Origin of the sequence: Prosthecobacter sp. (assembly GCF_044227185.1) — a bacterium.
Taxonomy (GTDB): Bacteria; Verrucomicrobiota; Verrucomicrobiia; order Verrucomicrobiales; family Verrucomicrobiaceae; genus Prosthecobacter.
Window position 1 is genome coordinate 295,294 of the sequence record NZ_JBGAFO010000002.1, and the last position, 24,303, is coordinate 319,596.

At 62.7% G+C, this 24,303-nt stretch carries 14 protein-coding genes; 5 read left to right on the forward strand and 9 right to left on the reverse strand.

Features of this window, described 5'->3' with window-relative positions:
• Positions 1-13 precede the first annotated feature (13 nt).
• Positions 14-2,620 carry a cyanophycin synthetase gene (gene cphA, locus ACILSQ_RS05715; protein ID WP_395742626.1) on the reverse strand — a complete coding sequence of 869 codons (2,607 nt, stop codon included), beginning with the start codon at positions 2,618-2,620 and terminating at the stop codon, positions 14-16.
• A 176-nt stretch (positions 2,621-2,796) separates the two neighbouring features.
• Between cphA (ACILSQ_RS05715) and ACILSQ_RS05720 the strand changes: the two genes are divergently transcribed.
• Genes ACILSQ_RS05720 through ACILSQ_RS05730 form a run of 3 tightly spaced genes read left to right on the forward strand, consistent with a single transcriptional unit; the run spans position 2,797 to position 6,712 of the window.
• Positions 2,797-5,019, forward strand: a complete 2,223-nt coding sequence (locus ACILSQ_RS05720; RefSeq protein ID WP_395742627.1) for an ABC transporter ATP-binding protein — start codon at positions 2,797-2,799, stop codon at positions 5,017-5,019.
• Positions 5,016-5,495, forward strand: coding sequence for a DUF1854 domain-containing protein (locus tag ACILSQ_RS05725; protein WP_395742628.1), 480 nt, complete (start codon positions 5,016-5,018; stop codon positions 5,493-5,495). Before ACILSQ_RS05720 ends, ACILSQ_RS05725 begins: the two co-directional genes overlap by 4 nt.
• Positions 5,496-5,506: 11 nt before the next feature.
• Complete coding sequence (locus tag ACILSQ_RS05730) at positions 5,507-6,712, forward strand: acyltransferase family protein (RefSeq protein ID WP_395742629.1); 1,206 nt, start codon at positions 5,507-5,509, stop codon at positions 6,710-6,712.
• Here ACILSQ_RS05730 and ACILSQ_RS05735 read toward each other — a convergent pair.
• A complete protein-coding gene (locus tag ACILSQ_RS05735) occupies positions 6,707-7,831 on the reverse strand; it encodes a hypothetical protein (RefSeq protein WP_395742630.1) in 1,125 nt (374 codons plus the stop codon). The two genes, ACILSQ_RS05730 and ACILSQ_RS05735, sit on opposite strands and share 6 nt — an antisense overlap.
• 166 nt (positions 7,832-7,997) lie before the next feature.
• Positions 7,998-10,157 carry a cyanophycin synthetase gene (gene cphA, locus ACILSQ_RS05740; RefSeq protein ID WP_395742631.1) on the reverse strand — a complete coding sequence of 720 codons (2,160 nt, stop codon included), beginning with the start codon at positions 10,155-10,157 and terminating at the stop codon, positions 7,998-8,000.
• A 125-nt stretch (positions 10,158-10,282) separates the two neighbouring features.
• On the opposite strand from cphA (ACILSQ_RS05740), the gene ACILSQ_RS05745 reads away from it, so the two are divergent.
• Both ACILSQ_RS05745 and ACILSQ_RS05750 read left to right on the forward strand, forming a co-directional pair.
• Complete coding sequence (locus ACILSQ_RS05745) at positions 10,283-11,107, forward strand: MBL fold metallo-hydrolase (RefSeq protein ID WP_395742632.1); 825 nt, start codon at positions 10,283-10,285, stop codon at positions 11,105-11,107.
• Positions 11,032-12,024, forward strand: coding sequence for an NAD(P)-dependent oxidoreductase (locus ACILSQ_RS05750; protein ID WP_395743017.1), 993 nt, complete (start codon positions 11,032-11,034; stop codon positions 12,022-12,024). The genes ACILSQ_RS05745 and ACILSQ_RS05750 overlap by 76 nt, the downstream gene beginning before the upstream one ends.
• A 34-nt stretch (positions 12,025-12,058) precedes the next feature.
• Here the strand turns inward: ACILSQ_RS05750 and ACILSQ_RS05755 are convergent, their stop codons facing one another.
• From ACILSQ_RS05755 to ACILSQ_RS05780, 6 genes are all read right to left on the reverse strand, one after another.
• A complete protein-coding gene (locus tag ACILSQ_RS05755) occupies positions 12,059-14,800 on the reverse strand; it encodes a carboxypeptidase regulatory-like domain-containing protein (protein ID WP_395742633.1) in 2,742 nt (913 codons plus the stop codon).
• On the reverse strand, positions 14,797-17,526 hold the full coding sequence (locus ACILSQ_RS05760; protein ID WP_395742634.1) for a hypothetical protein: 2,730 nt from the start codon (positions 17,524-17,526) through the stop codon (positions 14,797-14,799). The genes ACILSQ_RS05755 and ACILSQ_RS05760 overlap by 4 nt, the downstream gene beginning before the upstream one ends.
• A 102-nt stretch (positions 17,527-17,628) precedes the next feature.
• Positions 17,629-19,023: a DUF1501 domain-containing protein gene (locus tag ACILSQ_RS05765; RefSeq protein ID WP_395742635.1), complete on the reverse strand. Its 1,395-nt coding sequence runs from the start codon at positions 19,021-19,023 to the stop codon at positions 17,629-17,631.
• Positions 19,024-19,031: 8 nt separating this feature from the next.
• On the reverse strand, positions 19,032-21,404 hold the full coding sequence (locus tag ACILSQ_RS05770; protein ID WP_395742636.1) for a PSD1 and planctomycete cytochrome C domain-containing protein: 2,373 nt from the start codon (positions 21,402-21,404) through the stop codon (positions 19,032-19,034).
• Positions 21,405-21,454: 50 nt separating this feature from the next.
• On the reverse strand, positions 21,455-22,822 hold the full coding sequence (locus tag ACILSQ_RS05775) for a carbohydrate porin (protein WP_395742637.1): 1,368 nt from the start codon (positions 22,820-22,822) through the stop codon (positions 21,455-21,457).
• Between the two features lie 140 nt (positions 22,823-22,962).
• Entirely contained in the window at positions 22,963-24,207 is a 1,245-nt protein-coding gene (locus ACILSQ_RS05780) for a polysaccharide pyruvyl transferase family protein (RefSeq protein WP_395742638.1), read from the reverse strand.
• Positions 24,208-24,303 lie beyond the last annotated feature (96 nt).

A 24,303-nucleotide genomic window follows, 5' to 3' on the forward strand; every position in this document is an offset into this window, starting at 1 on the left:
AAACCAACTGATGTCACTTCGCGCCGTATTTTTCCTTGAGATACTGCACCGTTTCATCCGCCGTGTCCGCCTGGATCATCACCAAATCTCCGGCCTGCGCGGATTCGAGCGCCAGATCGACGGATTTCAGGTGTCCCAGAATGGACTCCACGCGCCGGGTGCGGGCGGCATTTTCCAGGCCTGCGGCCAGGAGCTTCATGATCTCTCCTGACTCACGGCCGCGCACGTAGTCGCCTTCGTAAAGCCAGGCTTCGTCAAATTCGGTGCCCAGCATGCGGCCCTGCTCAATGATGTCACTGTCGCGCCGGTCACCAGCGGAGCTGTAAACGACGATGCGACGCGCATTTTCAAACTGGCGCAGTCCTTCGAGCAGCGCGCGGAGCGCATCCACATTGTGACCGTAATCCACAATGACGGTGATGCCCTTCAGATCGAGCACGTTGAAACGTCCGGCGTTTTGATCCAGGCTGGGCACAAAGCTGCGCGCGCCCTGGCGGATGAGATCATCATCAAGGCCCAGCGCCCAGGCCGCGGCCACGGCAGCAAGGGTGTTTTCGACCTGGAAGCCGATGCGTCCGCCATGGGTGAGGGGGATCTCGCTCAGCGGCATGAAGATGTCCTCAGTCGGCCCCGTGGCTCGAACGATGCTGCCATTGCGCACAAAGATGGCCCTTTCGCCTTTGATCCGGTGCAGCACGATGACCGCATTTTCGCCATCCAGGGCAAAGAAGATCGTCCTGCGCGGATAGGTTTCCGCCATCTTCACCACCAGCGGGTCGGCGGCGTTCAGCACGGCGCTGCCATTTGCGGGAACCGCGGCCACGATGCACTGCTTCACCTCCGCGAGCTGCTCCGGAGTGTCGATGTCATTGATGCCCAGGTGGTCGCCGCAGCCGATGTTCGTGACGACAGCGACATCGCAATGGTCAAAGGCCAGCCCCTCGCGCAAAATGCCACCGCGGGCGGTCTCCAGCACGGCGGCGTCACACAGCGGGTAGGAGAGAATGCTGCGCGCGCTCTTCGGCCCGCTGCAGTCACCGCTGTCGATCATGCGGGAGCCAACAAAGACACCGTCCGTGCTCGTCAGGCCCACGCGCCATTTGTTTTGCGTGAGCAGGTGCGCAATGAAACGCGTCGTGGTCGTCTTACCGTTCACGCCGGTCACGGCCACGATGGGAATGCGACCGCGGCACTCGGGAGCAAACATGGTGTCGATCACCGCCTTGCCCACGGGGCGCGGCTCGCCTTCGGAAGGATACAGGTGCATGCGCAGTCCGGGGCGCGCATTGAGCTCGATGATGACGCCGTTGCGCGGGCTCAGGGGCTGCGTGATGTCCGGTGCGATCATGTCCAGGCCGCAGATATCCAGGCCGACCATCTGTGCAGCTTCGACAGCGGCGGCGCAGATGGTGGGATGCACCTCCGCCGTGCAGTCCACCGCGGTGCCGCCGGTGCTGAGGTTGGCATTGCGGCGGATGAGGATGGTGCGGTCTTTTTCCGGAATCGACTCCGGGGTGACGCCCTGCTCGGCAAGCACTGCCATGGCCACGGCATCGATGCGAATGCGGCTGAGCGCGGCGGCGTGATCCGCGGCACGGCGTGGGTCGCGGTTTTTCTCGGCCACGAGCTCCTGAACGGTGTGCTCGCCATCGCCAATGACATGCGCAGGAAAGCGGCGGGAGGCGGCGATGAGCTCCCGGCCGATCACCAGCACGCGGTAGTCCTCCCCTTCGGCAAACTGCTCCACAATCACCGAACGGCTTTCCTCCCGGGCGGCCTCATACGCGGTGACGACCTGCTCGCGGGTGTAGAGGTTCAAGGCCACTCCGCGGCCCTGATTTCCGTCCAGCGGCTTCACGACCACGGGAAGGCCGATCTCATTGGCGGCGGCCCATGCGTCTTCGGCATTCCTCACCGGACGGCCCTGCGGCACCGGCAGGCCGATTTCATTGAGCATGCGGCGGGTGAAGTCCTTGTCCTGCACGATGTCTTCCGCAATGGCGCTCGTCTGGCTGGTGGCGGCGGCGAGAATCTTCTTCTGTTTGGAGCCCCAGCCAAGCTGGACGAGGCTGCCTTCGGTCAGGCGGCTCACAGGAATGCCACGCAGGCGGGCGGCGTCTGCCATGGCGCGGGTGCTGGGCCCGAGACAGATGTCATTGGCCAGGTCACAGAGCTCGGCGATGGCCGCATTGACATCCATGGTCTGGCCGAAGAGCGCGGCATCGATCAAACGGCGGGCCAGTTCAAACGCCGAACGGGCCACGACTTCGTCATCATACTGGGTGATGATGCGGTAGGTCAGCGGCTGAGAGGTGGGCATCACCTTGCCAAAGGTGACCTGGAGGTCTGAACGGCTCTGCAGATGGAGGGTGATGGACTGCAGCAGGGCCGCCAGAGACTCCGCCTGAGGCGTCATGCTGGTCTCACTGAGCTGTGACTCGAGCGCCGGCAGCCAGGACAGCAGCCAGGAGCGCCAGTTGGCCACGTAATCGGTGAGTTCGGGAAACTCCACCTTGCATTCCAGGACGGTCTCCCGCGCCCAGAGATTCGGGCCGCGTAAAGCGAGGATTTTGCGAACAAGGGTGGAGCGGAGATCGCAGGATGGAACTGTGTGGGGCAAGCGGAGGAGAGGAACCGCGCGGAATTGTCCACAGACCGGCAGGAGGTCAAGGGAAACTAAGGAGGAAATCAGGCTCCTTTCAGTCCTTTGCGGGGCCCCATGGCGAAATAACCGCACCAGTTTGACAAGCTTCGGTAACATTGGACGTTCGGCGGGTTACACGATCCGCCATCATTTTGCCGCATCCTCCCATCCAAGCCCCTTCCGACCTCCTGCTGGAGCATGCCGAATCCAGACTGGCGCCCGGCGAGCGTACGGTGGCCCGCCTGATGACGGACCTGGATTCAGCGCTGCATTTTCGCCACGGGCTCATCGTGCTGACCAACATGCGCCTGCTGGATTTTGAGGACCGCGGCACCAATCAGCCCCGTTTTGACTCGTGGAAACTGGCGGACCTGCAGGATTTCAAACTGGACGAGATGGGGGCGACGATTGCGCTGCAGCTCATCGGCAATGCCACCGTCGTCGGCCAATGGCGGGTGACTTCCGGCTCCCTGCGACAGGCGGAGTCCTTCGCGGCGCGTTTCCGGGAGCAGCGCCGCCTTCTCAGCGGAGAGCAGATCGCCGTGGAACCGGGGACTGAAGAGACCGAGGAGGATGAGGAGGACGAAAGCGAGGGTGCCGAAACTGCCGACGAGTATGTGCCGCCCGGAAAGCCCCTGTTCCGGCTGCTGACCTTTTCCCGGCCGTGGTACCGCCTGCTGCTCCTGGGGCTGGCGCTCACGATGGCCAGCACCGGCGCGCAGATGATCGCCCCATGGCTGACCATGTCGCTGGTGGATGATGTGCTCATTCCCCTGCAGAGCCAGACCGAGCGCGTGCATGTGCACAAGGTCTATATGTTCATCTCCGGGCTGGCGCTGGCCGCGCTGCTGACCTGGGCGCTGAACTGGGGCAAGACCTTTGTGGTGGCGCGCATCGCCGAGCTGGTGACGAGCCGCATGCGCCGGGAGACCTTTGAGCACCTGCAGCGCCTCTCCCTCACCTACTTCAATCGAAAGCGCACCGGAGACCTCATCTCCCGCATCAGCTCGGACACGGAAAACCTGTCCCTGTTCATCTCGGTGAACTTCATCGACTTCTTCTGCGACGTGCTGCAGTTCATCTTCACGGCGGTCATCCTTTTCAGCATCAATCCGATGCTGGCCGTGGCGGCGCTGGGCCCGGTGCCCGTGGTGGCGTGGCTGGTGCAGCGCGTGCGCGAGCATCTGCGCGGCGGGTTTGCCGCCGCCAGCCGCGCCGGCAGCCAGCTCACCAGCGTGCTGGCGGACACCATTCCCGGCGTGCGCGTGGTGAAGGCCTTCGCTCAGGAGCAGCGGGAGATCGAGCGCTTCCGCGTGGCGGACAAGCACATCTTTGACACGAATGACCGGGTGAACAAAACCTGGTCCTTCTTCACGCCGATGATCAAGCTGCTGACGGACATCGGGCTGCTGATCGTCTGGGCGGTGGGCGCCTGGAGTGTCGCGCATGACAGCATCACCGTGGGGGTGCTGACCGGATTCGTGCTCTACATCAGCAGCTTCTATGAGCGCATGGACTCCATGAGCCGCTTTACCGCCTCCATGCAGCGGGCCGCCGCCAGCGCACACCGCATCTTTGACGTGCTGGACGTGAAGCCGGACGTGGACGACCAGAGCAACCCCATCAAGGTGGGCCGCCTGCGGGGCGAGATTGAGTTCCGCGATGTGAAGTTCCGCCATGGCTCGCGTGAGATCATCAAGGGCATCAATCTGAAGATTGAGCCGGGAGAGATGGTGGGCTTTGTGGGCCCCAGCGGCGCTGGCAAGACCACGCTGGTGAACCTGGCCTGCCGCTTCTTTGAAGTGAGCGACGGCGCGGTGCTGGTGGACGGCTTTAACCTGAACGATGTGGATGTGACGGACTACCGCCGAAACCTGGGTCTGGTGCTGCAGGAGCCGTACCTCTTCTACGGCACCATCGCGGAAAACCTAGCCTACGGGAAGCCGGAGGCCACGCGGGCGGAGATTGTGGCCGCCGCACGTGCGGCGCGTGCGCACGACTTCATCATGCGCCTGCCGGACGCCTATGACTCGATGGTGGGAGAGCGCGGCCAGCAGCTTTCAGGCGGTGAGCGCCAGCGCATCAGCATCGCCCGCGCACTGCTGGTGGACCCGGCCATTCTGATCCTGGACGAGGCCACCTCCGCTGTGGACACCGAAACGGAGCGCGAGATCCAGGCGGCGCTGGATCATCTCGTTAAAGGGCGCACCACCATCGCCATCGCCCACCGCCTGGGCACTCTGCGCAAGGCGAACCGGCTGGTGGTGATCGAGGAAGGGCGTATCAAGGAAATCGGCACGCACGAGGAGCTGCTGCGAAGCAGCGGCACCTATGCGCGCCTGCACCAGGCCATGATGGAGGTGAATCACGCATGAGCACACCGGAGCCGCTGAACATTGAATTCGTCAAGGACGCCGAGGGCCGGCTGGCGCTGGTGGACAGCGCCGGCATCCGCCATGCGAATGTACATCCGGCCAAAATGTTCCCCCTGACCGAGAAGGACCACTGGATCTCCATACAGTCTGAAGCTTCGCGTGAAATCCTGTGCATTGAGGATCCGCAGAGCGTGCCGGAGCCTTCGCGCACGCTGCTGCTGGAGGCGCTGAACAGGCGCAACTTTGTCCCCATCATCCAGGTGATCCACCGCATCGTGCGGCTGGCGGACGGGCACGAATGGCACGTGACCACGGACCGCGGCGACACCAGCTTTGAAGTGGAGACGGATGAAAGCATCCAAAGCCTGGGCCATGGCCGGCTGGTCATCATTGACCGCCGCAACACGCGCTACCTCATCCCGAACGTCGCCAGTCTCGACCGTGTCAGCAAGCGCAAGCTGGAGCACTACTACTGACCACCGATTCAGTGAGCACCCCGCCGCCAACCACCCTGCCAGCCGCGGCTCCGCGCATCGGCTCGATCGATGTGTACCGTGGCATTGTGATGTTTCTGCTGGGGCTGCGCCTGCTGGAGCTCGACGAGGTGGCGAAGCATTTTCCAAACAGCGCCGTCTGGCAGTTTTTTGGTTATCATTCCTCCCACATTCCCTGGGTGGGGGCTTCGGTGAATGACCTCATTCATCCCTCTTTCGCCTTTTTGACAGGGGCTTCGCTGGTGTTTTCGGTCTCATCGCGCACGAAGCAGGGGCAGTCGCAGTGGCACGTGATTTTGCACGCCTTGTGGCGCTCGGTGGCGCTGATCTTCCTGGGAATCTTTCTGCGCAGCGTGGACCGTGACCTCACGCACTGGACCTTCGACGAAACACTGACGCAGACCGGCATGGGCTACATGGCGGTGTTTGCGCTGGCGTACTGCAAACCCCGTACACGGTGGATCTGGTTTGCCATCATTCTCATCGCCTACTGGCTGCTCTATGCGCTCTATCCGGTCATGCCGCCGCATGTCAATCCCATGGACTTCAACACACCGGAGGGCTGGCAGAATGACTTCAACGGCTTCTTCGCCCACTGGAACCACAACCGCAATGTGGGCTGGAGCTTTGACCGCTGGCTGCTCAACCAATTCCCGCGCGAGGACCCCTATGTAGGCTACCTGGGCGGCTACACCACACTGAACTTCATCCCCACCATCTGTACCATGATCCTCGGCCTGACCTCCGGGACGTGGCTTAGGCAGGCAAACAAGCAGGGGCTCAGCCCGGTCAGGACGCTGGCCATCGCCGGCATGGCCAGCCTGGCTTTCAGCCTCATCCTGCACTTTGGCGGCGTCTGCCCTATTGTGAAGCGGCTGTGGACACCCGCCTGGGTCTTTTTCAGCGGCGGCTTCAGCCTTCTCATTCTCGCGGGGCTGTACCAGATCATCGACATCCGGCAGTGGCGGCGCTGGTCCTTCCCGTTTGTGGTTCTGGGCATGAACTCACTGGCCTTTTATGTGATGCGCCACACGCTGGATGTCTGGTTTTCCGAGAACCTTCAGAAACACTTCGGCACCCGCGTGTTTGATGTCTTCGGCACGGAACTCAGGCCGGTGACCATCGGGATCTGCACCTTTGTCGTGCTCTGGCTGGTGACGCTGTGGTTGTACCGCCGCAAGATTTTCATCCGGCTATAAGGCCTTCAGCGCCCGGATGAGGTCCGTGTGCGGGGCCAGGACATACTTCGGAGCCTCCCGTGTGGCGTCCATGCAGCCGCCCTCAGCATAGACTCCCTGGGGATCGCGCAGGCGGTGCATGCGCTCAAACACTCGCGCGGTGGCCTCCGGCGATTGCAGCGTCTGCGCCACGAGCTGCTCCACCTTGGTCTCATCCATCTGCAACTGCCCTTCCTCATCCCGAAACGCGCCCTCGCGCCAGTGATGGATCTCGAGGCATTTGGACAGGAGGTTGAAAGGCCGGTTGCATTTCCAGAAATTGGCAAACATGCCGCCGCCGAGATAGAACACCCACGAGCCCTCAAAGCCGGGCACATCCGATGAATGCGTATCTGGATTGCGGAACCATGCACGGTCTCCCGGCACATAGTAATGCATGGGAAGCGGCTCTTCCAAAGTGCCCAGCTCGTGCATGAAAATCTCGTGAAACAGGCCGGAGGAGACCGCCTTTTTTTCCCACTGCGCCTGCAGGAGGCGCAGCAGCTCCGGATGGCTGGTCTGCGCCTCTTCGGCGATGGCGAGCAGGATCACATACTCGGTGGCGCGGTAGCATGAGAAGGAATACCACTGGCCGCCTGCCTCCGGCTGGCAGGCTTTTTTCAAGGAATCAATCAAAGGACATCCGGGAATCAGCACAAAACCGGTCTCGCCCGAATAACGCCAGCAGTCTGACGGACGCTCGATGGCGGAGGTGTGAAAGTTCAGGCGGGTGCGCTCGGCATGACGCACGATGTTTCGGCGGATTCTCACCGCGGCCATCAGCTCCTCCGCGCTGGGGAACTCCAGCAGCCCCGGCGAATTCAGCAGCGTAAGCCAGATCTCGCGCAGCAGGTCGTCATCGGAGCGAACCACATCGAGTTTCAGCGTGTCGGCCAGACTGAGAGTGTCAAACCCGGGCATCCAGGCCTCCGCACGCTCCTCCGTGAGATGAAGGAGCAGACAAAACCGCCCGGAAAGCGTCTGCTCCTGGCACACCACCTCCGGCGCTATCTCCAGGCGATGCCACTCCGCCGACAGGAGCTCCCTGCTGCAGGCCGCCGCCGCGGCAGAGGACAGTGAAATGCAAATCCCAACCGGCATCTTCAGGCAAACGCGGGGGTTCGAGCCAACAGGGCGGAGGATGCAAAGGCTTGACAGCCGGGTTCGGATGGATGGATAGGCATGGATCGCAGATGGGTTCAGCAAGCAGTTCTACTGCCATTAGAACGCACAACTCCGAGGTTTGCTTCCTTACAGGAGGCGGATTTCAGACGTAAGTGCCCAGTCCTTCCACCACGGTCTGGTCCGCGAGCCCGTAAGCCCAGGCGGCCCCGACAGCAGCAAGAACGTTTTGCACGTTGAACTGGAAATGACCGGTCACCGGCATGGCCACCGCTTTCAGCTCGCAGAGCCGGCGTTCCTGATCGCCTTCCGCGAGGTAAATCGCGTCATCCTTCACAAACACGGCGCGCCCGCCCTTGGCCAAATGAGCGGTGACGACAGGATTGTCCGAGACGCATGAAAAGAACGTCACGCTGCACTGGCAGTGCTCCGATTCCGCCATGCCGGCTACGAAAACATCATCGGCATTGAGCACCGCCATACCCTCGGGCAGCACGACATCGACCACACAACGCTTCACCTTCGTCATCTGCTCCATCGTGTCGATGTAGCCCAGTCCCAGATGATCGCTGCCCACGTTCAGCACCACGCCGATCTGGCAGCAGTCATAGCCAAGGCCTTCAAGCAGGATGGATTCCGCACTGCTCTCGCAGATGGCCAGCTCCGTCCAGGGATGGAGCAAAACTCCGTGCGTGCCGCTGGTGCGGTCACCCGTCTTCGTGCAGGCGTGGCGCGCGCCAAACTGCAGGCCGCCGCTGTGACAGACGCCGAGGAATTTGCCCGTGGCCTTCATCAGGTGCGCCACCAGCCTGGTGGTGGTGGTCTTGCCATGCGTGCCGGTGATGCCGATCACAGGAATGCGGCCGTTTTTTCCTTCGGGAAAGAGCATGTTGATGATGGCTTCGCCCACCGGCCGCACCTCGCCCGTGGCCGGGCGCAGATGCATGACGAGACCGGGGCTGGCATTGAGCTCCACCACGGCGCCGCCCTGGTCTTCCAGCGGCTTGCTGATGTCCGTGCACACCACATCGATGCCGCAGATGTCCAGCCCCGCGACCTGCGCGGCGATGGTGACGTGCTCGCGGTTGCGCGGATGCACTAGGCCGGTGACTTCGGTGGACCAGTTGGCAAAGCGGGAGATGAGCACGCGTTCGCCATCATTCGGAACCGAATCCGGCTGGTAGTCCTGCTTCTCCAGCTCAGAGAGGATGGCCGGGTCCCATTCTTCGGTGTCGATCTTGGACCAGGGGCAGAAGTCGCTCACACCGCGCAGCGGATTGGTGTTGAGCTGAGCGTCCACCAGCACGCCGATGGTGTCTTTGCCATTGCCTGTGACCACGGCGTGGTCGCCACGGCTGGCTGCGATCAGTTCACCGCCCACCACGAGCAGTCGGTGGTCATTGCCTGGAATGAAGCGCTCCACCATGACGCCTTCGCCTTCATTGGCGGCGGTTTGAAAGGCGCTCTCCACCTGCTCACGCGTGGTGAGATTGATAAAGACGCCGCGCCCGTGGTTGGCGTCCTGCGGTTTCACCACGATGGGAATGCCGATGTCCTCCGCCGCCTCCCAGGCGTCATCGGGATTGGCAACGACCCGCCCCTCAGGCACGGGCACGCCCGCCTTTTTCAAAAGGGTGCGCGTCAGATCTTTGTCCTGCACGATGTGCTCGGCGATGGCACCGGTGCGGTCCGTTTCCGCCGTCCAGATGCGGCGCTGGTTCACGCCCTGGCCAAACTGCACCAGGCTGCGGCCCTCGCGCAGCCGGCGCCAGGGAATGCCGCGATCCTCCGCTGCGGCGATGATGGCGCTCGTGCTGGGTCCCAGCGCATTGCGATCCACCACGCGCTTCATGCGCGCCACGGCATCGGCAATGTCATACGGCTTGCCGGCGTAGCCGGCCAGGAGGATCTCGCGTGCCTCGCGCATGCAGGCCTCGGCCACGTTTTCATCCAGATACTCAATGACGACTTTGTAGAGGCCTTCGACACAGGTCTCCCGCGCCTTGCCGAAACCCACGGCATTTCCCGCCAGGGTCTGCAACTCCAGAGTGACATGCTCCAGGATGTGCCCCGGCCAGGTACCTGTGTCCAGCCGCTGAAAAAAGCCGCCGCGCTCGCCGATGCTGCAGCGATGCTCGATCATGCCGGGAAACCACGCCTTGAGCTGATCCGCAAAGCCGGGCACGAGGTCTGACGAGGTGTCCTTGAGGCCGCCCAGATCCACCCAGGCTTCCAGCACCGGATCATTCGTCCAGATGTTGGGGCCGCGGAGAAAATGGATTTCACGAATGTCGAGATCGGTCATGGCGCGCCGATGCTACTCGCGACTCTGCCGGTGGCAAGGACTCGCCGCAGGGAGTTCATGCTTTGTAGGGGCCGGGCGGCACATAGGCCTTGCCTTCCCGGTGAGAACGCCTTGAGTCGGCCATCATGACACTCCCCCTCGAAGACCTTTTCAATGACGTGATCGCCAAGTCCATGCGTGGTCTCGGCATCAGCGATGCCGACCTGGCCGCCCGCTCCGGCGTCAGCGCGGAGGACATTGCCGCCGCCAAGTCCGGCACGGTGAATGACACGGTGCTGCGGCAGATCGCCCCGCATCTTCAGCTCGATGCCGCGTCCCTTGTGACGATGGCGCACAACGGGTGGCGACCCCACCCCGTCAGCGTCCCCGGTTTGGAGCAGTTCAACACCCCCTACCACGACATGACGGTGAACGCCTACCTGGTCTGGGATGCGGAAACGAAAAACGCCGTCGCCTTCGACACGGGGGCGGATGCCACCCCCATGATCGATTTCATCCAGAAGAAGGGGCTCAATCTCAGCCTGATCTTCCTCACGCACACGCATGGGGACCACATTGCCGATCTGGCCAGGCTCTCCGCCGACGGCACGGTGACCACCTTTGCGCATGAGAAGGAATCCTGCGCCGATGCCAAAACCTTCAAGCTCGGCGATGCCGAGTGCTGGGAATCCGGCGGCCTGCGCATCGAGCCGCGCAGCACCTGGGGCCACTCGAAAGGCGGCATCACCTACGTGATCAGCGGCCTGGAGCGCCCCGTCGCCATCGTGGGAGACGCGCTCTTTGCCTCCAGCATGGGCGGCGGCATGGTCTCGTATGCAGATGCCCTGGCCACGAATCGCAAGGAAATCTTCACCCTGCCGGACAACACCGTGATCTGCCCCGGCCACGGCCCGCTGACCACGGTCGGAGAAGAAAAGACGCACAATCCGTTTTATCCCGAGTTCAAGTAAACCCAACCAACCCACCAACCACCAAGCCAGTCATGTCTCAAACCGTTGCATTTGTCGGAGTCGGTAAAATGGGGGCCAACATGGCCCGCCGTCTCAAAGATTGTGGTTACAGCGTCACCGCCGTGCTGGATGTGAACACCCAGGCGGCCGCGGATCTGGCCGCAGAGCTCGGCTGCAAGGCCTGCACAAAGCTGGCCGACGTGACCGCTGTGGCGGACGTCATTTTCACCGTCGTGACCAATGACGCCGCCATGCGCGGCATCTTCCTCGGAAGCGGAGACAGCCTGCTGACGAATGCGAAGGGCAAGATCTTCATCAACTGCGCCACGCTTTCTCCGGCGATCCATCGCGAGGTGTATGCGGCCGCTGAAAAAGCCGGTGCACACAGCCTGGAGGCCTGCATGGCCTCCTCCATCAGCCACGCACGCGAAGGCAAGCTCTACCTCATGCTGGCCGGAGACGAAGCCGTCTACCAGAAGGTGCAGCCGATGATCGAGCAGATGAGCGTGAACCGCCGCTTCATCGGCGGGCCGGGCCGCGCGGCTGAAGTGAAGGCGCTGGTGAACATGGTCATGAACATCAACACCGCCGGGCTGGCCGAAGGCCTGGGCCTCGCCGCCGCGCTGGGACATGACCTGAACATGATCCGCGAAGTCTTCAGCCAGACCGGCGCCAACTCCCGCGTGCTGGAAACCGACAGCGCCGACATGGTGGCCCGCGAGCATGACTGCTGGTTTTCCGCCGAACACGCCGCGAAGGACAGCGGCATCGCCGCAGATGTGGCGAAAACCGTCGGCCTCAGCCTGCCCCTGAATGACGCCACCAAGGCGCAGTATGAGAAAATGGTCACGCTGGGCCTCGGTGGCCTGGACAAGAGCGGCATCGCCGAGCTGACCTTCAAAGGCCGGCACGCGTAAAGCTGACGCTTCGCGCTGCCTCCGCTGGAATCATTTACTGCGGCGGCGGCGTCCCAACCTTCAACACCTCAAGCTTTTTGCCCACCTTGTGGCGCTGCAGTTCGCGGCCGCCCGCGGATGTCCGCATGATCAGGGTCTGGCCGATTCGGACCGGGATCATCGCCTCCTCACCCGCTTCCAAGGAACGTACCAAGAGCTCATTGTCTGATCCCGGCGAGAGGCCGAAGATGCGCACCGCGCCTGTCTGATTGTTGGTGATGACGATCTCGGCCGGATCGCCGGTGTTTGGAGGTGGTTTGACGGCAGTGGCGGAAGGCGGCAGAGGTTTCAGCGGCGGCATGCCGGAGTTTTCAGGAACGGGTTGTGCGGGAACAGGTAGTGCAGGCATGGCCGGCAGTGCGGATGCAGGCGCACCTGCGGCAGGCGCGGCGGCATTTCTGGCGGGAGCTGGGCTGGCAAAAACCGCCTCTTTGATTTCAGCCGCCCTGGCTCCGTTTGCGAGACGCTTGGGCTCCTTCGCCGCACCGCAGTCATACTGGCCGAGCAGCTCCTCGCGGCGCGGTTCCAGCGGCAGGTCACGGTAGGTTTTCAGAGAGCGCCCGCGACGCACCAGGTCATCGATCTCAGGTGTGCTGAAGGATGAGGGATCAAACGACATCGTACGCTTGCGTTCGAGGGTCTCGAATTCGACGGCCAGCACCTGCCTGCGGCGTAATTTCAAATCGAGATCCGTCTGCGCAGTTTCGGCGCTGCGTTTGAACTGCGTCTGCAGGTTCGCAATGTTCACCCCCATCTGCACGTTCTGGTTTTGAATGACCTGCATCTGCTGGCGGATCTGCTGAATCTCCACCTGATGCTGCTGGATCTCCACCATGATGGCCTGCGCGCCCGCACCGCCGCCCGGCTGTACCATTCCGGGCCGCATGCCGGGCTGCGTTACAGGAGCCTGCGGCACCTGCTGCTGCGCCGCCGCCTGCATTTTCACCTGGTCCTGCGCCATGCAGGCCGTGATCTGCTGCAGCCTGGCATTCAATGCCTGAAGCTGCACCGCATTGCCCTGCTGCTGCTGCATGAACCCGGCCACCTGTACGCGGTACTGCTGGTCAAACTGGGCCACCGTGGCCTGCAGCGTCTGGATTTCGGGATCGAGAACCGCCACCTCCTTGCTGATCACCGTCTGGCGCTCCACAATAATGACGATCTCGGCGTTGCGCTTTTCCGTGAGCGTCGTTACCAGGACTCTGCGCGCGGCATCCTCGGCTGCTCTGAGCTGGCCATATTCAGCCGCCACATGATCACGCGCGCGCATGCACTCTGCCTGCAGATCGCCTTTCAGCGCGCCCATCAGATCGCTTTCCAGCAGCGCGGCATCTCCGGCACCCATCAGATCCCGCCACGGTCCTTTGATCAAACCCAGCCCGATGCCGCAGACATAGGCCGTGTCCTTCGCCGCCTGGGTGGCCACGCGAGTGGAATAATGGTTCTGCGCCAGCGAGCGCATCTCGCGGACAGCCTGCGCCGGCTGATGCAGGCACAGGCTCATCCACAGACGTGCTTCACAGGCACGGTCCCAAGTGGCGCGGTCACTCTTCTTGCCGATGGCTGCGGCGAGCCCCTGCTGCGCCGCGGCATAGTCTCCCGCGCTGAGCAGCGTGAGCGCGCTGGCGTAGTTCACACTGCAATCCCTGGCATCCGCCTTCAACGCACGCTGATAGGCGCGTTCCGCGGCGGTCTTCGCCGGGGCGGAGGGCCCCCAGCCTTCGGTGAGCATCGCACGCACGTAGCTGTGCAGGATCTCGTCGCAGGGCTTGAGCTCGAAGATCACGTTTCCATTCGTTTCGCATTTCACCATCAGTGCTCCAGTGAAGGACTCGCAATCGGGTGCATCGATGGCGACGGTGTAGCCGCCCTCCGCAAGATCCTTCGCCAGGTACTCGCCTTTCGCATCAGTCACAAACGGCTGATTGAGCGGAGTGGGGAGATTTCCCGAAGGCTGCAGCACCAGCCTGGCGTTTGCCACCGGCAGGCGCACATCATTGGCCGGGTCTTTTCCGCCGTTGATGCGTTTGACGACCAGCACCGCCAGATCGCATTTGTACCTCTTGGGCGGAACCTTCGACAGGAGGAAGTCATGCACGTATTCCAGCGCTCCCTTCGGCACGGTGAAGCCGCGTCCGGCATCTTCGGGCGCAAAGTCCGCCGCCGTCACACGATACGCGTAATCTCCGGGCGGCAGATTTTTGGTCTCATAGTACCCGCCGGGAGAGCTGGCCGTGACCACCGCCACCGCCACCGCCCTTCCCCCCTTCCCTGACAGCAGCTCGATCTTCGCTCCGGGGATGGGCCCGAGATTTTCGCCTGTTTCAGCCTGCCCATACACACGGCCATGCACGGCGGGCTGCACGATGCTGGACTGCGCCGGAGGACTGCCGGCCTTCGGCTCACGTGTGAGAAGAAAGTCGTGCACATACTCACGCGTGTCCTGCGGCATGGCAAAGCCGCGCGTCTCATCTTCATCATGAAAACCGGTGGCCGTGACCTTGTAGCGATAGCCACCCGCCGCGAGCGTGGCGATCTGGTAGTAGCCGAACTCGTTTGTCGTCACGGACGCCGCTGCAGCGCCGTTCTCGCCGCGCAGCTCGATCTTTGCATTCGCCACCGGGCCGAGGTTTTCGCCCTTTTCATCCTGCCCGTAAACACGGCCATGCACGCCGCCCTCCACCGCATGGAGCAGCGGTGCGACGAGAAGAATGAAAAGAGGCAGGAGCGTTTTCATGGCGTGTTGTCAGGGACGAGACGGACTCCGAGCACACCCACGGCATCCGTCGCATCCGTGGTGTTCAGCGTCACCATGTAGGTGAGCGTGACATACATCGTGCCGGTGCCGGCCTGCGCGGTGTAAGCGCCAAAATTAAAGGCTGGCGGCCCTGCAAATGAATAGCTGGCGCCATTCACGGGATCGAGCGGATAGCCGGCAAAGTTGTTCGCCGCCATGCGGTCAAACCGCAGCGGCATATCCACCAGCAGCAGCGGCTGGCTCTTGGTCAGCGGAGCCGCCGGCACAAAGCTGGTCGTCTGCAGGGTGAAGAAGGGCTGCGCACCGAACGGCAGGGGCACCACGTTGCCTGCCAGGCTGCGCCGGATGGGGCCGCTGCTAAGCTCCGCACGTGCGAGCACCTGGCCGGTGGTGGCAGGCGAAGAACCGCCCACAAAAGCAATGTAGGCCACGGCTCGCAGGCCATTGGCCCCCGCTGGAATGGGCACCGGCCCCTCGAACCGCATCGTGACCAGTTCACCACCGCTGCCGGTGGGCCGGGCGGCAGTGCTCCAGGCCGGCAGCGTGACAGCCCCGGGAATGTTTTCGTGGCTGGCAAACAGCAGGCCAAAATGGCTGCCATGCTCGGCGGTCAGGCTCCAGGCATTGCGGATGGCCAGCGGATCTGCCAGCGGCATGCCCTGCCATTTGAGAAAGGGCGGCGTGACCGCCGGAGTGACCTGAAAACTCGGCGCGGGTGCATTGCCGAGGCCGAGGGGCGGCAGAACCCCGCCACGCTTCAGCCCGATGCCGGCCGTCGTGGTGCCCGCAGGGAACAGGGGCAGCAGAGAACCATTGGCTGCGGTCAGCACATTGCCGGTAGGGCCCAGTGCGGTGACCCGCGGCTGCACATAGAGATAGAGCGCCTCGGCGGAGCCTGGCGTCAGCAGCCCGGCCACCGCCGCGCGGTTGATCGGCGGCATCCACACGCCGGTGGATGCAGGTCCGCCGCCGATCTTAGTCGCCATGGGGGTGATGAGCACCGGCGCGGCCTTGTGCGGAAGCACCGCAAACAGATCGACACGCCAGGAGCTGATGCCAGCGGTGCTGCCGCCCACGCTCCATTGCACATTCACCACATCCCCATCACACACAATAGGGGTGCCGGGTGCGATGCGCACACCGCTGATGAGCGGTGCGGCGGGAGGCGGCAAAGGCAGAAGCAACTGGGCCAGTGCATTGAGCAGCGGCAGCAGACCGCCTCCCGGAGGCGGCAGGCCGCCCGGCAAAATCGTACGTATGGGCGGCAGCAGTGGGGGCGGAGGCAGCGGTGGCACGGGCGGGAGATTCACCAAGGGCGGAGGTTCCGGTGGCAGGGGCGGCGGAGGAGCGCCTCCCGGCAGGGTCATGCCCGACTTCCACACCGGCACCTCAGTCACGGCCGGCGTGGGCCGCATCAGATCGCCCGCTTCATTAAAATACGCCGCAGGTGTCAGCCAGAGCTCGGGCAGCGTTTTCTGGTCGTCCGGCTGCTTCTCACTTTCATAGATCACCTGACCGTCGGCCTCGATCTTCAGGCTCTGCAACTGCGCACGGTCAGGAACTTTGTTTGCGGGAGCGCCGCTGCCAATGATGCCCAGCCCCGGCTTGCTCAGGACTTCTTTGCTCAGAGGATTCAGCGCCAGCTCAAATGCGGCCAGATCAAAAAGCTGCGGCTCACTGGCATCTCGCAGCGGATCCATCTCGGATGAGAGCAGAAACTTTCGTGCGCCAGCCACGAGATAGAGCGGATTGCGTGTGCCCTGCTGCGGCCCCTTGCCGCCTGTTAGCGTGATGCGCAGGTTCTCCACCTTCGTTCCCGTCGGTGTCACCGGCCCGAGCGCCTCATTGTTTTCTTCAAACCACGGCACCGCGCCCACCACGCGTCCGCTCAGCGCACGCACCATTGCATGCGTTGTCTTCAGTTCGTTCTTCTCGTCCTCGGTCAGGTTTGTGGCATTCGTCTTGGCCTCGTAGTCAGGCAGCAGCTTCATGAGGCTGGCACGGCTCGATGCCAGTCTCTCCTGCGCCCGTGCGTCCACCAGGCCGTTCGCGGCAAAGAGCTTTCCGTTCACCTCGATGCGGTAGCCCGCCAGCACCCAGTCGCTGCGCCCCTGCGAGGCAAAGCCGATGTGCTGCAAGTCGCCGCACTTCACATCCGCCAGCAACTGCTGCGAGGTGCGCAGCGCATCGAGCCCGGCATCATCACCTTTGACCCAAAACTCAAAGGTCGCCATCTTCCCCGGCGCAATCTCATCCGTCATGCCATCCAGCGAAGACTTGTGTGGAAACGCGGCAAAGGAGGGCTCGCGCTTCACGCCACCCAGCGGATACAGCCGCAGCGGAAAGCCCAGTCCCAGATGCACGTCCACCGGCTCGCTCAAGGCGCGCCCCTCGGTGCCCACTCCCAGTGTGATCTTGATGGACTCCACCGGTTCGTCCGCCGGCAGGATGCCTTTTTCGAACGGCGTGCGCGGCAGTCCCTCGTGCTTGACCGGCACCTCCACCTCCTCGGCGGACGCAGGGGCGGAAGAAGCAGCAGCCGGTGCTGATGGCGCAGGCTTTGCCAGCAAGGAAGGATCGACCTTGGTCACATACAGGGCACCGGCACCGATCGCTCCGCCCAGCAGAAGGCCCAGGAACAATTTGCCCCAGCCTGAGGAAGGTTTGGCCGCGGAGGATGAATTGTCAGGGGAACCGTCGCGCATGATTTTGATCGAGGCTGGAAATCCGACAGCATCCCCGCAGACCAGTCCGCGTTGAATCAGCCGGACAATAGCCTCCCGATTTGCGCCGGTGCAATCTCAATCTTAGGCCAGAATACCTGCGGCCACTTCACCGCTCACATTCGTCAGACGAAAATTTCTGCCTCCATAAGAGTAGGTGAGGCGGGTGTGGTCGAGGCCCAGCAGATGCAGAATGGTGGCGTGCCAGTCGTGAATGTGCATGGGATTGACCTCGGCTTTGTGGCCCACTTCATCCGTGGCGCCGTAGGCCAGGCCGCCCTTCACACCGCCGCCGGCCATCCAGATGGAGTAGCCTTTGTGATTGTGATCTCGGCCGTCTCCGCTCTGCGCGTAGGGCGTGCGGCCAAACTCACCGGCCCACACGACAAGGGTGTCCTTGAGCATGCCGCGGGCCTTCAAATCCGTCAGCAGCGCGGCGATGGGCTGGTCTGTGGAGGCACAGTTCGTGGCGAGCAGTTCGCGCAGGCGGTTGTGATGATCCCAGTTTCCAGGAGAAGCGATCTCGATGAACCGCACCCCGGCCTCCGCCATGCGCCGCGCCAGCAGGCATTGCCGGGCGAACTGATCCTTCCCCTGCCCGACGCCGTAGAGCTTGAGGACATGCTCCGGCTCGCTGCGGAGATCCAGCACCTCGGGAACTTCGCTCTGCATGCGGAACGCGAGCTCAAACGACTCGATCGCGCCTTCGATCTCGGGATGAAAACCGTCCCGCTCAAGCTTGCGTTCGTTCAGGCCGCGAATGAAGTCAATCTGCGCGCGCTGGAGGTCACGGGGCACACTGGCGTTCGTGATGTTCTTCATCGGCGGAGCGGGAGCCGCGTCCTTGTTCAACAGCGCGGCATAGAGCTCCGGGAGCTGCGAACCGCCGATGCGCGTGCCCTGGCAGATGGCCGGGAGAAAAGCGCTGCCGTAGTTCTGCGCGCCGCCATTGTCCGCCGGAGGATTCAGGGTGATGAAGCCCGGCAGGTTTTCATTTTCGCTGCCGAGGCCATACAGGGTCCATGCGCCGATGGAAGGCCGCACAAACTGAAAACTGCCGGTGTGCATCTGCCCAAAGGCCTGCGCATGGTTGGGCAGGTCGGTGTGCATGGAGTTGATGATGCAAAGATCGTCCGCATGCTGCGCCAGCTTCGGGTACAGCGTCGTCATCCACTGCCCCGACTGGCCAAACTGCTTCAGCGGGTGCACCGGACCAAACAGCTTTGCGCCGCTGGAATCCCGGCCCAGGCTCGCGGTCTGGCCGTCCCGCTTGATCAGTTCCGGCTTGTAATCAAAGAGATCCACATGCGAGGGACCACCGCGCATCGTGAGGAAGATCACCCGCTTCGCACGCGCGGGAAAATGCGGCTGCCGCGCCGCCAGGCCGCTCTTTGCCTGCGCCAGCGCTGAAAAGGCCAGCCAGCCAATGCCTGAGGACAGGGTGGTCAGCATTTCACGTCGTGTATGGATCGTGTTCATAGGCGTTGTCAGTCAACCAGACGGAACTCAGCGCTGGCAAGCAGCGACTGGCAGAACGCTGGCAGCAGTTTCGAATCGACGGCCGGTCCGTTTTGGAAGAACTTCGCGACCAGCGCGGCCTCCTTCTCATCTGGCAGGCGGTTGAAGCAAAGCTGAAACGCCGCCTTCACTGGATCAGGCGAAGATTGAACACGCCGAGCCAGAGCCGCCGCCTGCTCCTGCACAAACGCGCCGTTGAGAAGGTAGAGCGCCTGCAGCGGCACGTTGGTCACATCGCGATTTCCTGTGACGAGGTTCGGGTTCGCCACGTCAAACTGCTCCAGGACATCCGGCAGTTGATCCCGCAGCACTGGCAGGTAGATCGAGCGGCGCTTCGAGCCATCGAGATCAGAAGGCAGCTTCGTATTGAAGCCGATGAGCGAGACCGACTGCCCCTCCAGCTCCCCCACAAGTGATCCGGGCCTGCGCGAGGTATCGAGCACACCCGCAACCGCAAGCATGGAGTCGCGAATCACCTCCGCATCGAGACGACGCTTGCTCGCGCGCCAGAGCAGGCGGTTGTCAGGGTCCTGGTTGAAGGCCTCGCTGCGGTGCGTGGAGTCCTGCCGGTAAGTCTCGGACATCACAATCTCCTTGATCAGCTTCTTCACCGACCAGCCGCCGTCCATGAAGCGGAGCGCGAGATGATCGAGCAGTTCGGGATGGCTCGGCCGCTCGCCGCTGAAGCCGAAGTTGTCGGCAGTGCGCACGATCCCCGCACCGAAGAGATGCCTCCAGACACGGTTGGCCATCACCCGCGCGGTGAGCGGGTTTTCACGACTGACGAGCCACTGCGCCAGTTCCAGCCGCCCGCTCTGGTCCTTCGGCAGCGCGGCCTTGATTCCCACGACCTGCGGGAAACCACGCGGCACTGCTTTCACCGGATGCGCAATCTCGCCCCGATCGTAGAGCTGCGAATCCTGGATGCGTTTGGCATCCAGCGCGCCCATGCAAAGCGGCAGCGCATGGCCCTGGTCATCCACCGTCTCAAGCTGGCCTTCAATGCCGCCGCGAGTCCATAGGATGCGGATGGCTGTGGTAAGTATCTTGTGATACTCGGCGCTGATGTCGCGCCCCTCCATTTTGGCTTTTGCGACGTATAGCTTCTGCTCCTTCTCCTCGGCGTTCAGTTTTGCCAGGTCGTCCTTGAGCTGCTTCACGCGCTCTGCCGTCACCGCGCGGTTTGGAATCACCTGACCCGGCAGCTCCGGAAGACGGATGAGATGGCCGTGGTTGTTGTTCTCGGAGTCGATCCAGTTGCCGTAGAAGGTCTGCGTGCTTTTGAAGATGCCCGCCAGTGCGTAATAGTCCTCCATGCTGAAGGGCTCGGTCTTGTGGTCGTGGCAGCGGGCGCAGGCGATGGAGCTGGCCAGCACGGCGCGGGTCACGGTGTCGAGCTGTTCATCCGCCACATCCGCGGCAAACTGCGCCGGGTTCATTTCATTGAGGCCTTTGGGACCGAGGGCGAGGAATCCCGTGGCGACAAGCAGACGCGCGCGCTCGGCATCTCCCCGAGCCAGCAGCAGGTCTCCCGCTATCTGCTCGGTGATGAAGCGGTCAAACGGCACATCCGCATTCACTGCGTCGATCACGTAATCCCGATAACGCCAGGCATGCGGGAAGGTCAGATTGGATTCGCGGCCGTTGGATTCCGCGAAGCGCGCCACATCCAGCCAGTGGCGGCCCCAGCGCTCGCCAAAGCGCGGGCTGCGCAAGAGTTCATCCACGGTTGCCTCCAGTTTTTCCATGGAGAACGCGGCCGACTGCTCCGGCGTGGGCGGCAGACCAATGAGATCGAAATACAGTCTGCGCAGCAGTACCACCGGCTCTGCCGCGGGCGCGGGCTCCAGGCCATGCTCCTTCAGCTTTGCGCGGATGAATCCATCAATCGTGCCAGCAACCGGCTTCGGCTTTTGATAGCTCCAGAACTTCCTTCCTGACTCCACATCCAGCGGCGGGCGCTCCGCCACCGGCAGCGCTGACTCGCGTGGATCCGCCGCGCCCGCCTTGATCCACGCTTCAAAATCCGCGATCACAGCCTGGGAAAGCTGCGGCTTCTTCGGCGGCATTTCGAGATCAGGATCGCTGTGCTTGATCGCCGACAGCAGCAGGCTCTTCGCTGGATCTCCCGGCACCACGGCAGGCCCTGTGTCCCCTCCGGTGCGAATGCCCTGCTTCGTGTCCAGAGTCAGCCCCCCCTTGGACTTGCCCGACTCCACGGAATGGCATTCGTAGCAGTGCTTCACCAGCACGGGCCGGATCTTTGTCTCAAAATGCGTGACATCGCCGCCTTTCACGTGGATGGCGACGAGAAGCATCCAAAGCAGGATGGGCGGCTTCATGCGGCAGACTAAACGCTCCCGCGTCTTCATTCATCACATTTCACGGAGCATTAAAACTCCCAATGCAGGCGCGCGCCGAAGATATGCACCGGGCCCCGGTCCCGGTTGTAGGCCGGATTAGTCACAAACTGGTAGTCAAACGCCAGGTGCAGCCAGGACGTCACGCCGATGTCGTAATACGTCTCAATGATTTTTTCGGGTCCGTAGGACATCGTACCATCGCCCACCAGGATGCCCGTGCCCCCCTGCTGGAAGAAGGCCCGGTGCGGCTTGGAGATCACGTTGACGATGCCGGCGATGGCCAGCGTGTCATTGGGCCGGTTCCAGGCGGTGCCCTTGGCGCTGAGACCAAAACTTGCCGAGCTGTCCACATCGGTGAAAGACCACGCCTCCTCCTTGCCATCGCTCCAGCCCAGACGGGTGAACACACCCAGACCATCGGCGATCTCCTGGTCCGCGTTCAGGCAGAAGCCATACTTCAGGCGGTAGGCACGGCTGTTGGTGATGTCTGCCGGGCGCGCAGGATTGTCCAGCGTCTGCTGAAAGCTGCCCATGTGCGCGCGGTTCAGATAGGCCAGCACACGCACCGCGCCGGGATGGCCGTGGATCTCATGCTTGCGCTCCAGCTCCAGCACCTGCGCCCACGCTTTCCAGAAGTGCGGGTCCATGCCGATTCCGTTGGACACATTCGGCACCTGAAAAAGGCCGTAGCGCGCCACCCACTGGTGCAGGTACAGCTCCACCGCCCCGCCGGTGGTGAAGCCCAGGCTGTCCGCCGGGTAATCCCACGCGCCGTTCGCCATCAGGCTCCAGTTCATGAACTGCGTGCGCGCGTCATTGGCATAGGCGTTGCCATCAAAAATGTCCTTGGCGCCAAAGCGGCCCAGCGTGACCACCACACGGGACTTATGCTGCCCGCCCTTGAGAAAAAGCGAGCCCGAGGGTGCATCCTCCATCTCGCTGCCAAGGCCAAAACTCTGGCGGATGAAGGCACGCGAGATGTTTGCATTGGGTTCGCTGGTGCCTTTGCGAAAGGCTTCACCGTTTGGAAAGCCCGCCACGCCCAGCGCATTGCTCATGCCAAAGCCCTGCCACATCATCCCGTCCAGATGCATCTCCGCCCCTTCCCACAGCCGCAGGCCCAGCAGCAGGTCCAGCGAGACCGTCTGCCGCATCTGCGGCGCGGAGTTCAGGCTGTTCTGCCCGGCATAGGGGGAGCGCACAGCCGCATGCCCCTGCAGCACATTCGTGTTCTGCATGTGGATGCTCCAGTTTTCCTCATCAGCACTGGCAGCCGCGGCCTCCAGCGTCGGTGCCAGCAAACCCGGCGCCTGGTGTGCATGACCTAGGGAACAGCAGGCCAGCAATGCCAGAAAGACAAGCCGACGAACACGGACAGCCTGGAAGGAAACAATCATGGGCGCGTTGGGGTTGATGTTTTTCACAGCTTGCAAAATTAGTCCAGGCTAACTTTGCAAAATTCACAACCGCGTATCAGTCTCCGGCCGTCCAGAGGCGATTACATTTTTCCATCGATCCTCCACACTTGGGCGCTGCCTCACCCCGGCAGGCAGCTCTTCACCACGCCCATGCTGGCGGCAAATTTCGCCATCACGAAGTCGCGCGCCTTTTCCGCCTTCGCCTTGGAACCGGCGGGATCCTTCGCCATCGCGAGAACCGTTGCGGCCACCTTTTGCAGTTCGTCCTCTTTGTCGAGATCGAAGAGCCAGTCGCCGAGGCCGATGTCCCGCCACATGTAGCCTTTGCTGGTTTGCTCGGCCCAGCGGCAGACGATGGCGGGGATGCCGTTGCCGATGCACATGATGGGGCTGTGCATCTCATGCCCAAACAGGCCTGCGCTGCGGCGGTAGGTGCTGAGGGCCTCGTTGGTGAGCCAGTAGTTCTCACGCCACACCACGCGGGCCTTCACATCCTCCGGCAGTTTGTCGTAGAGCATCTCCTTGCCCACTTTCATCTGTGTCTTGTCCTCCGGACAGAGCAGGATTTTGAGATCGGTGTTCTTGATCACGCTCACGATGGCGTCCAGCAGCGGCCTGCCGTCGTGGTCCATCATGGCCTTGTTGCGCGCGTCCTTTTTCTCATCAATGGCCGCATGTTTCTCCGGCAGCGTCCAGTAGGGGGTGTTGCGCAGGCGCGGGATGCAGCAGAGGAACTTGCCCTGCTCCAGCCCGTGCCCTTTGAGAAAGGCCTCGGCCTTCGCGTCGTCTTTTAGATCCACGGCAAATGCACCGTCCGGGCCAAACTCCATGCGCGGGCAGGTGCAGCCCATCTTCTTGGCCAGCTCCAGTGAAACTGAATCGCGGAAGTACACGAACCTGGCGGCGCTGAGTACATCGATGGTTTTCACCTGCGGCTGCGTCTTGCTCCTGGAGCTTTGCTGGCCGGAAAAGGTGATGCCATACACGCCATAGGGCTTGCCGGTGGCCTGGCTCCACTTCACCACATCTGCCTGCGCCACCAGCGAGGGGCCCGAGCCATGCAGGAGGAAGTCGCATTCTTCGAAGGATTTTTTCACTTCCTCGCCACGAATGACCTTCACCTTCGGGAAACGCGCCGCCAGCATTTCCGCCACACCGTTTTCCAGATTGCTGGGCCACAGCCGCACCTCCACCTCCGGCAGGTGTTTTTCCAGAAGCGCCAGCACGCCGGGGGTGTGCGCGATGTCCCCAATGTTCACCGTCTGCCATGAAGACCTCAGAATGAGTCGTTTGGGGCGTTCCGCGGCGATGGCGGAAATGAAAGGCAGGGCGGCGGCGGAGCGGATGAAATGGCGGCGGTTCATGGGAAAATGGCTGGCGATGAGACTCGTCTGTAAACCGAACGTAAATTGACCGCCACTCATTCATGCATCTTGCCATCGGCATTTTGAGCTGCGCAT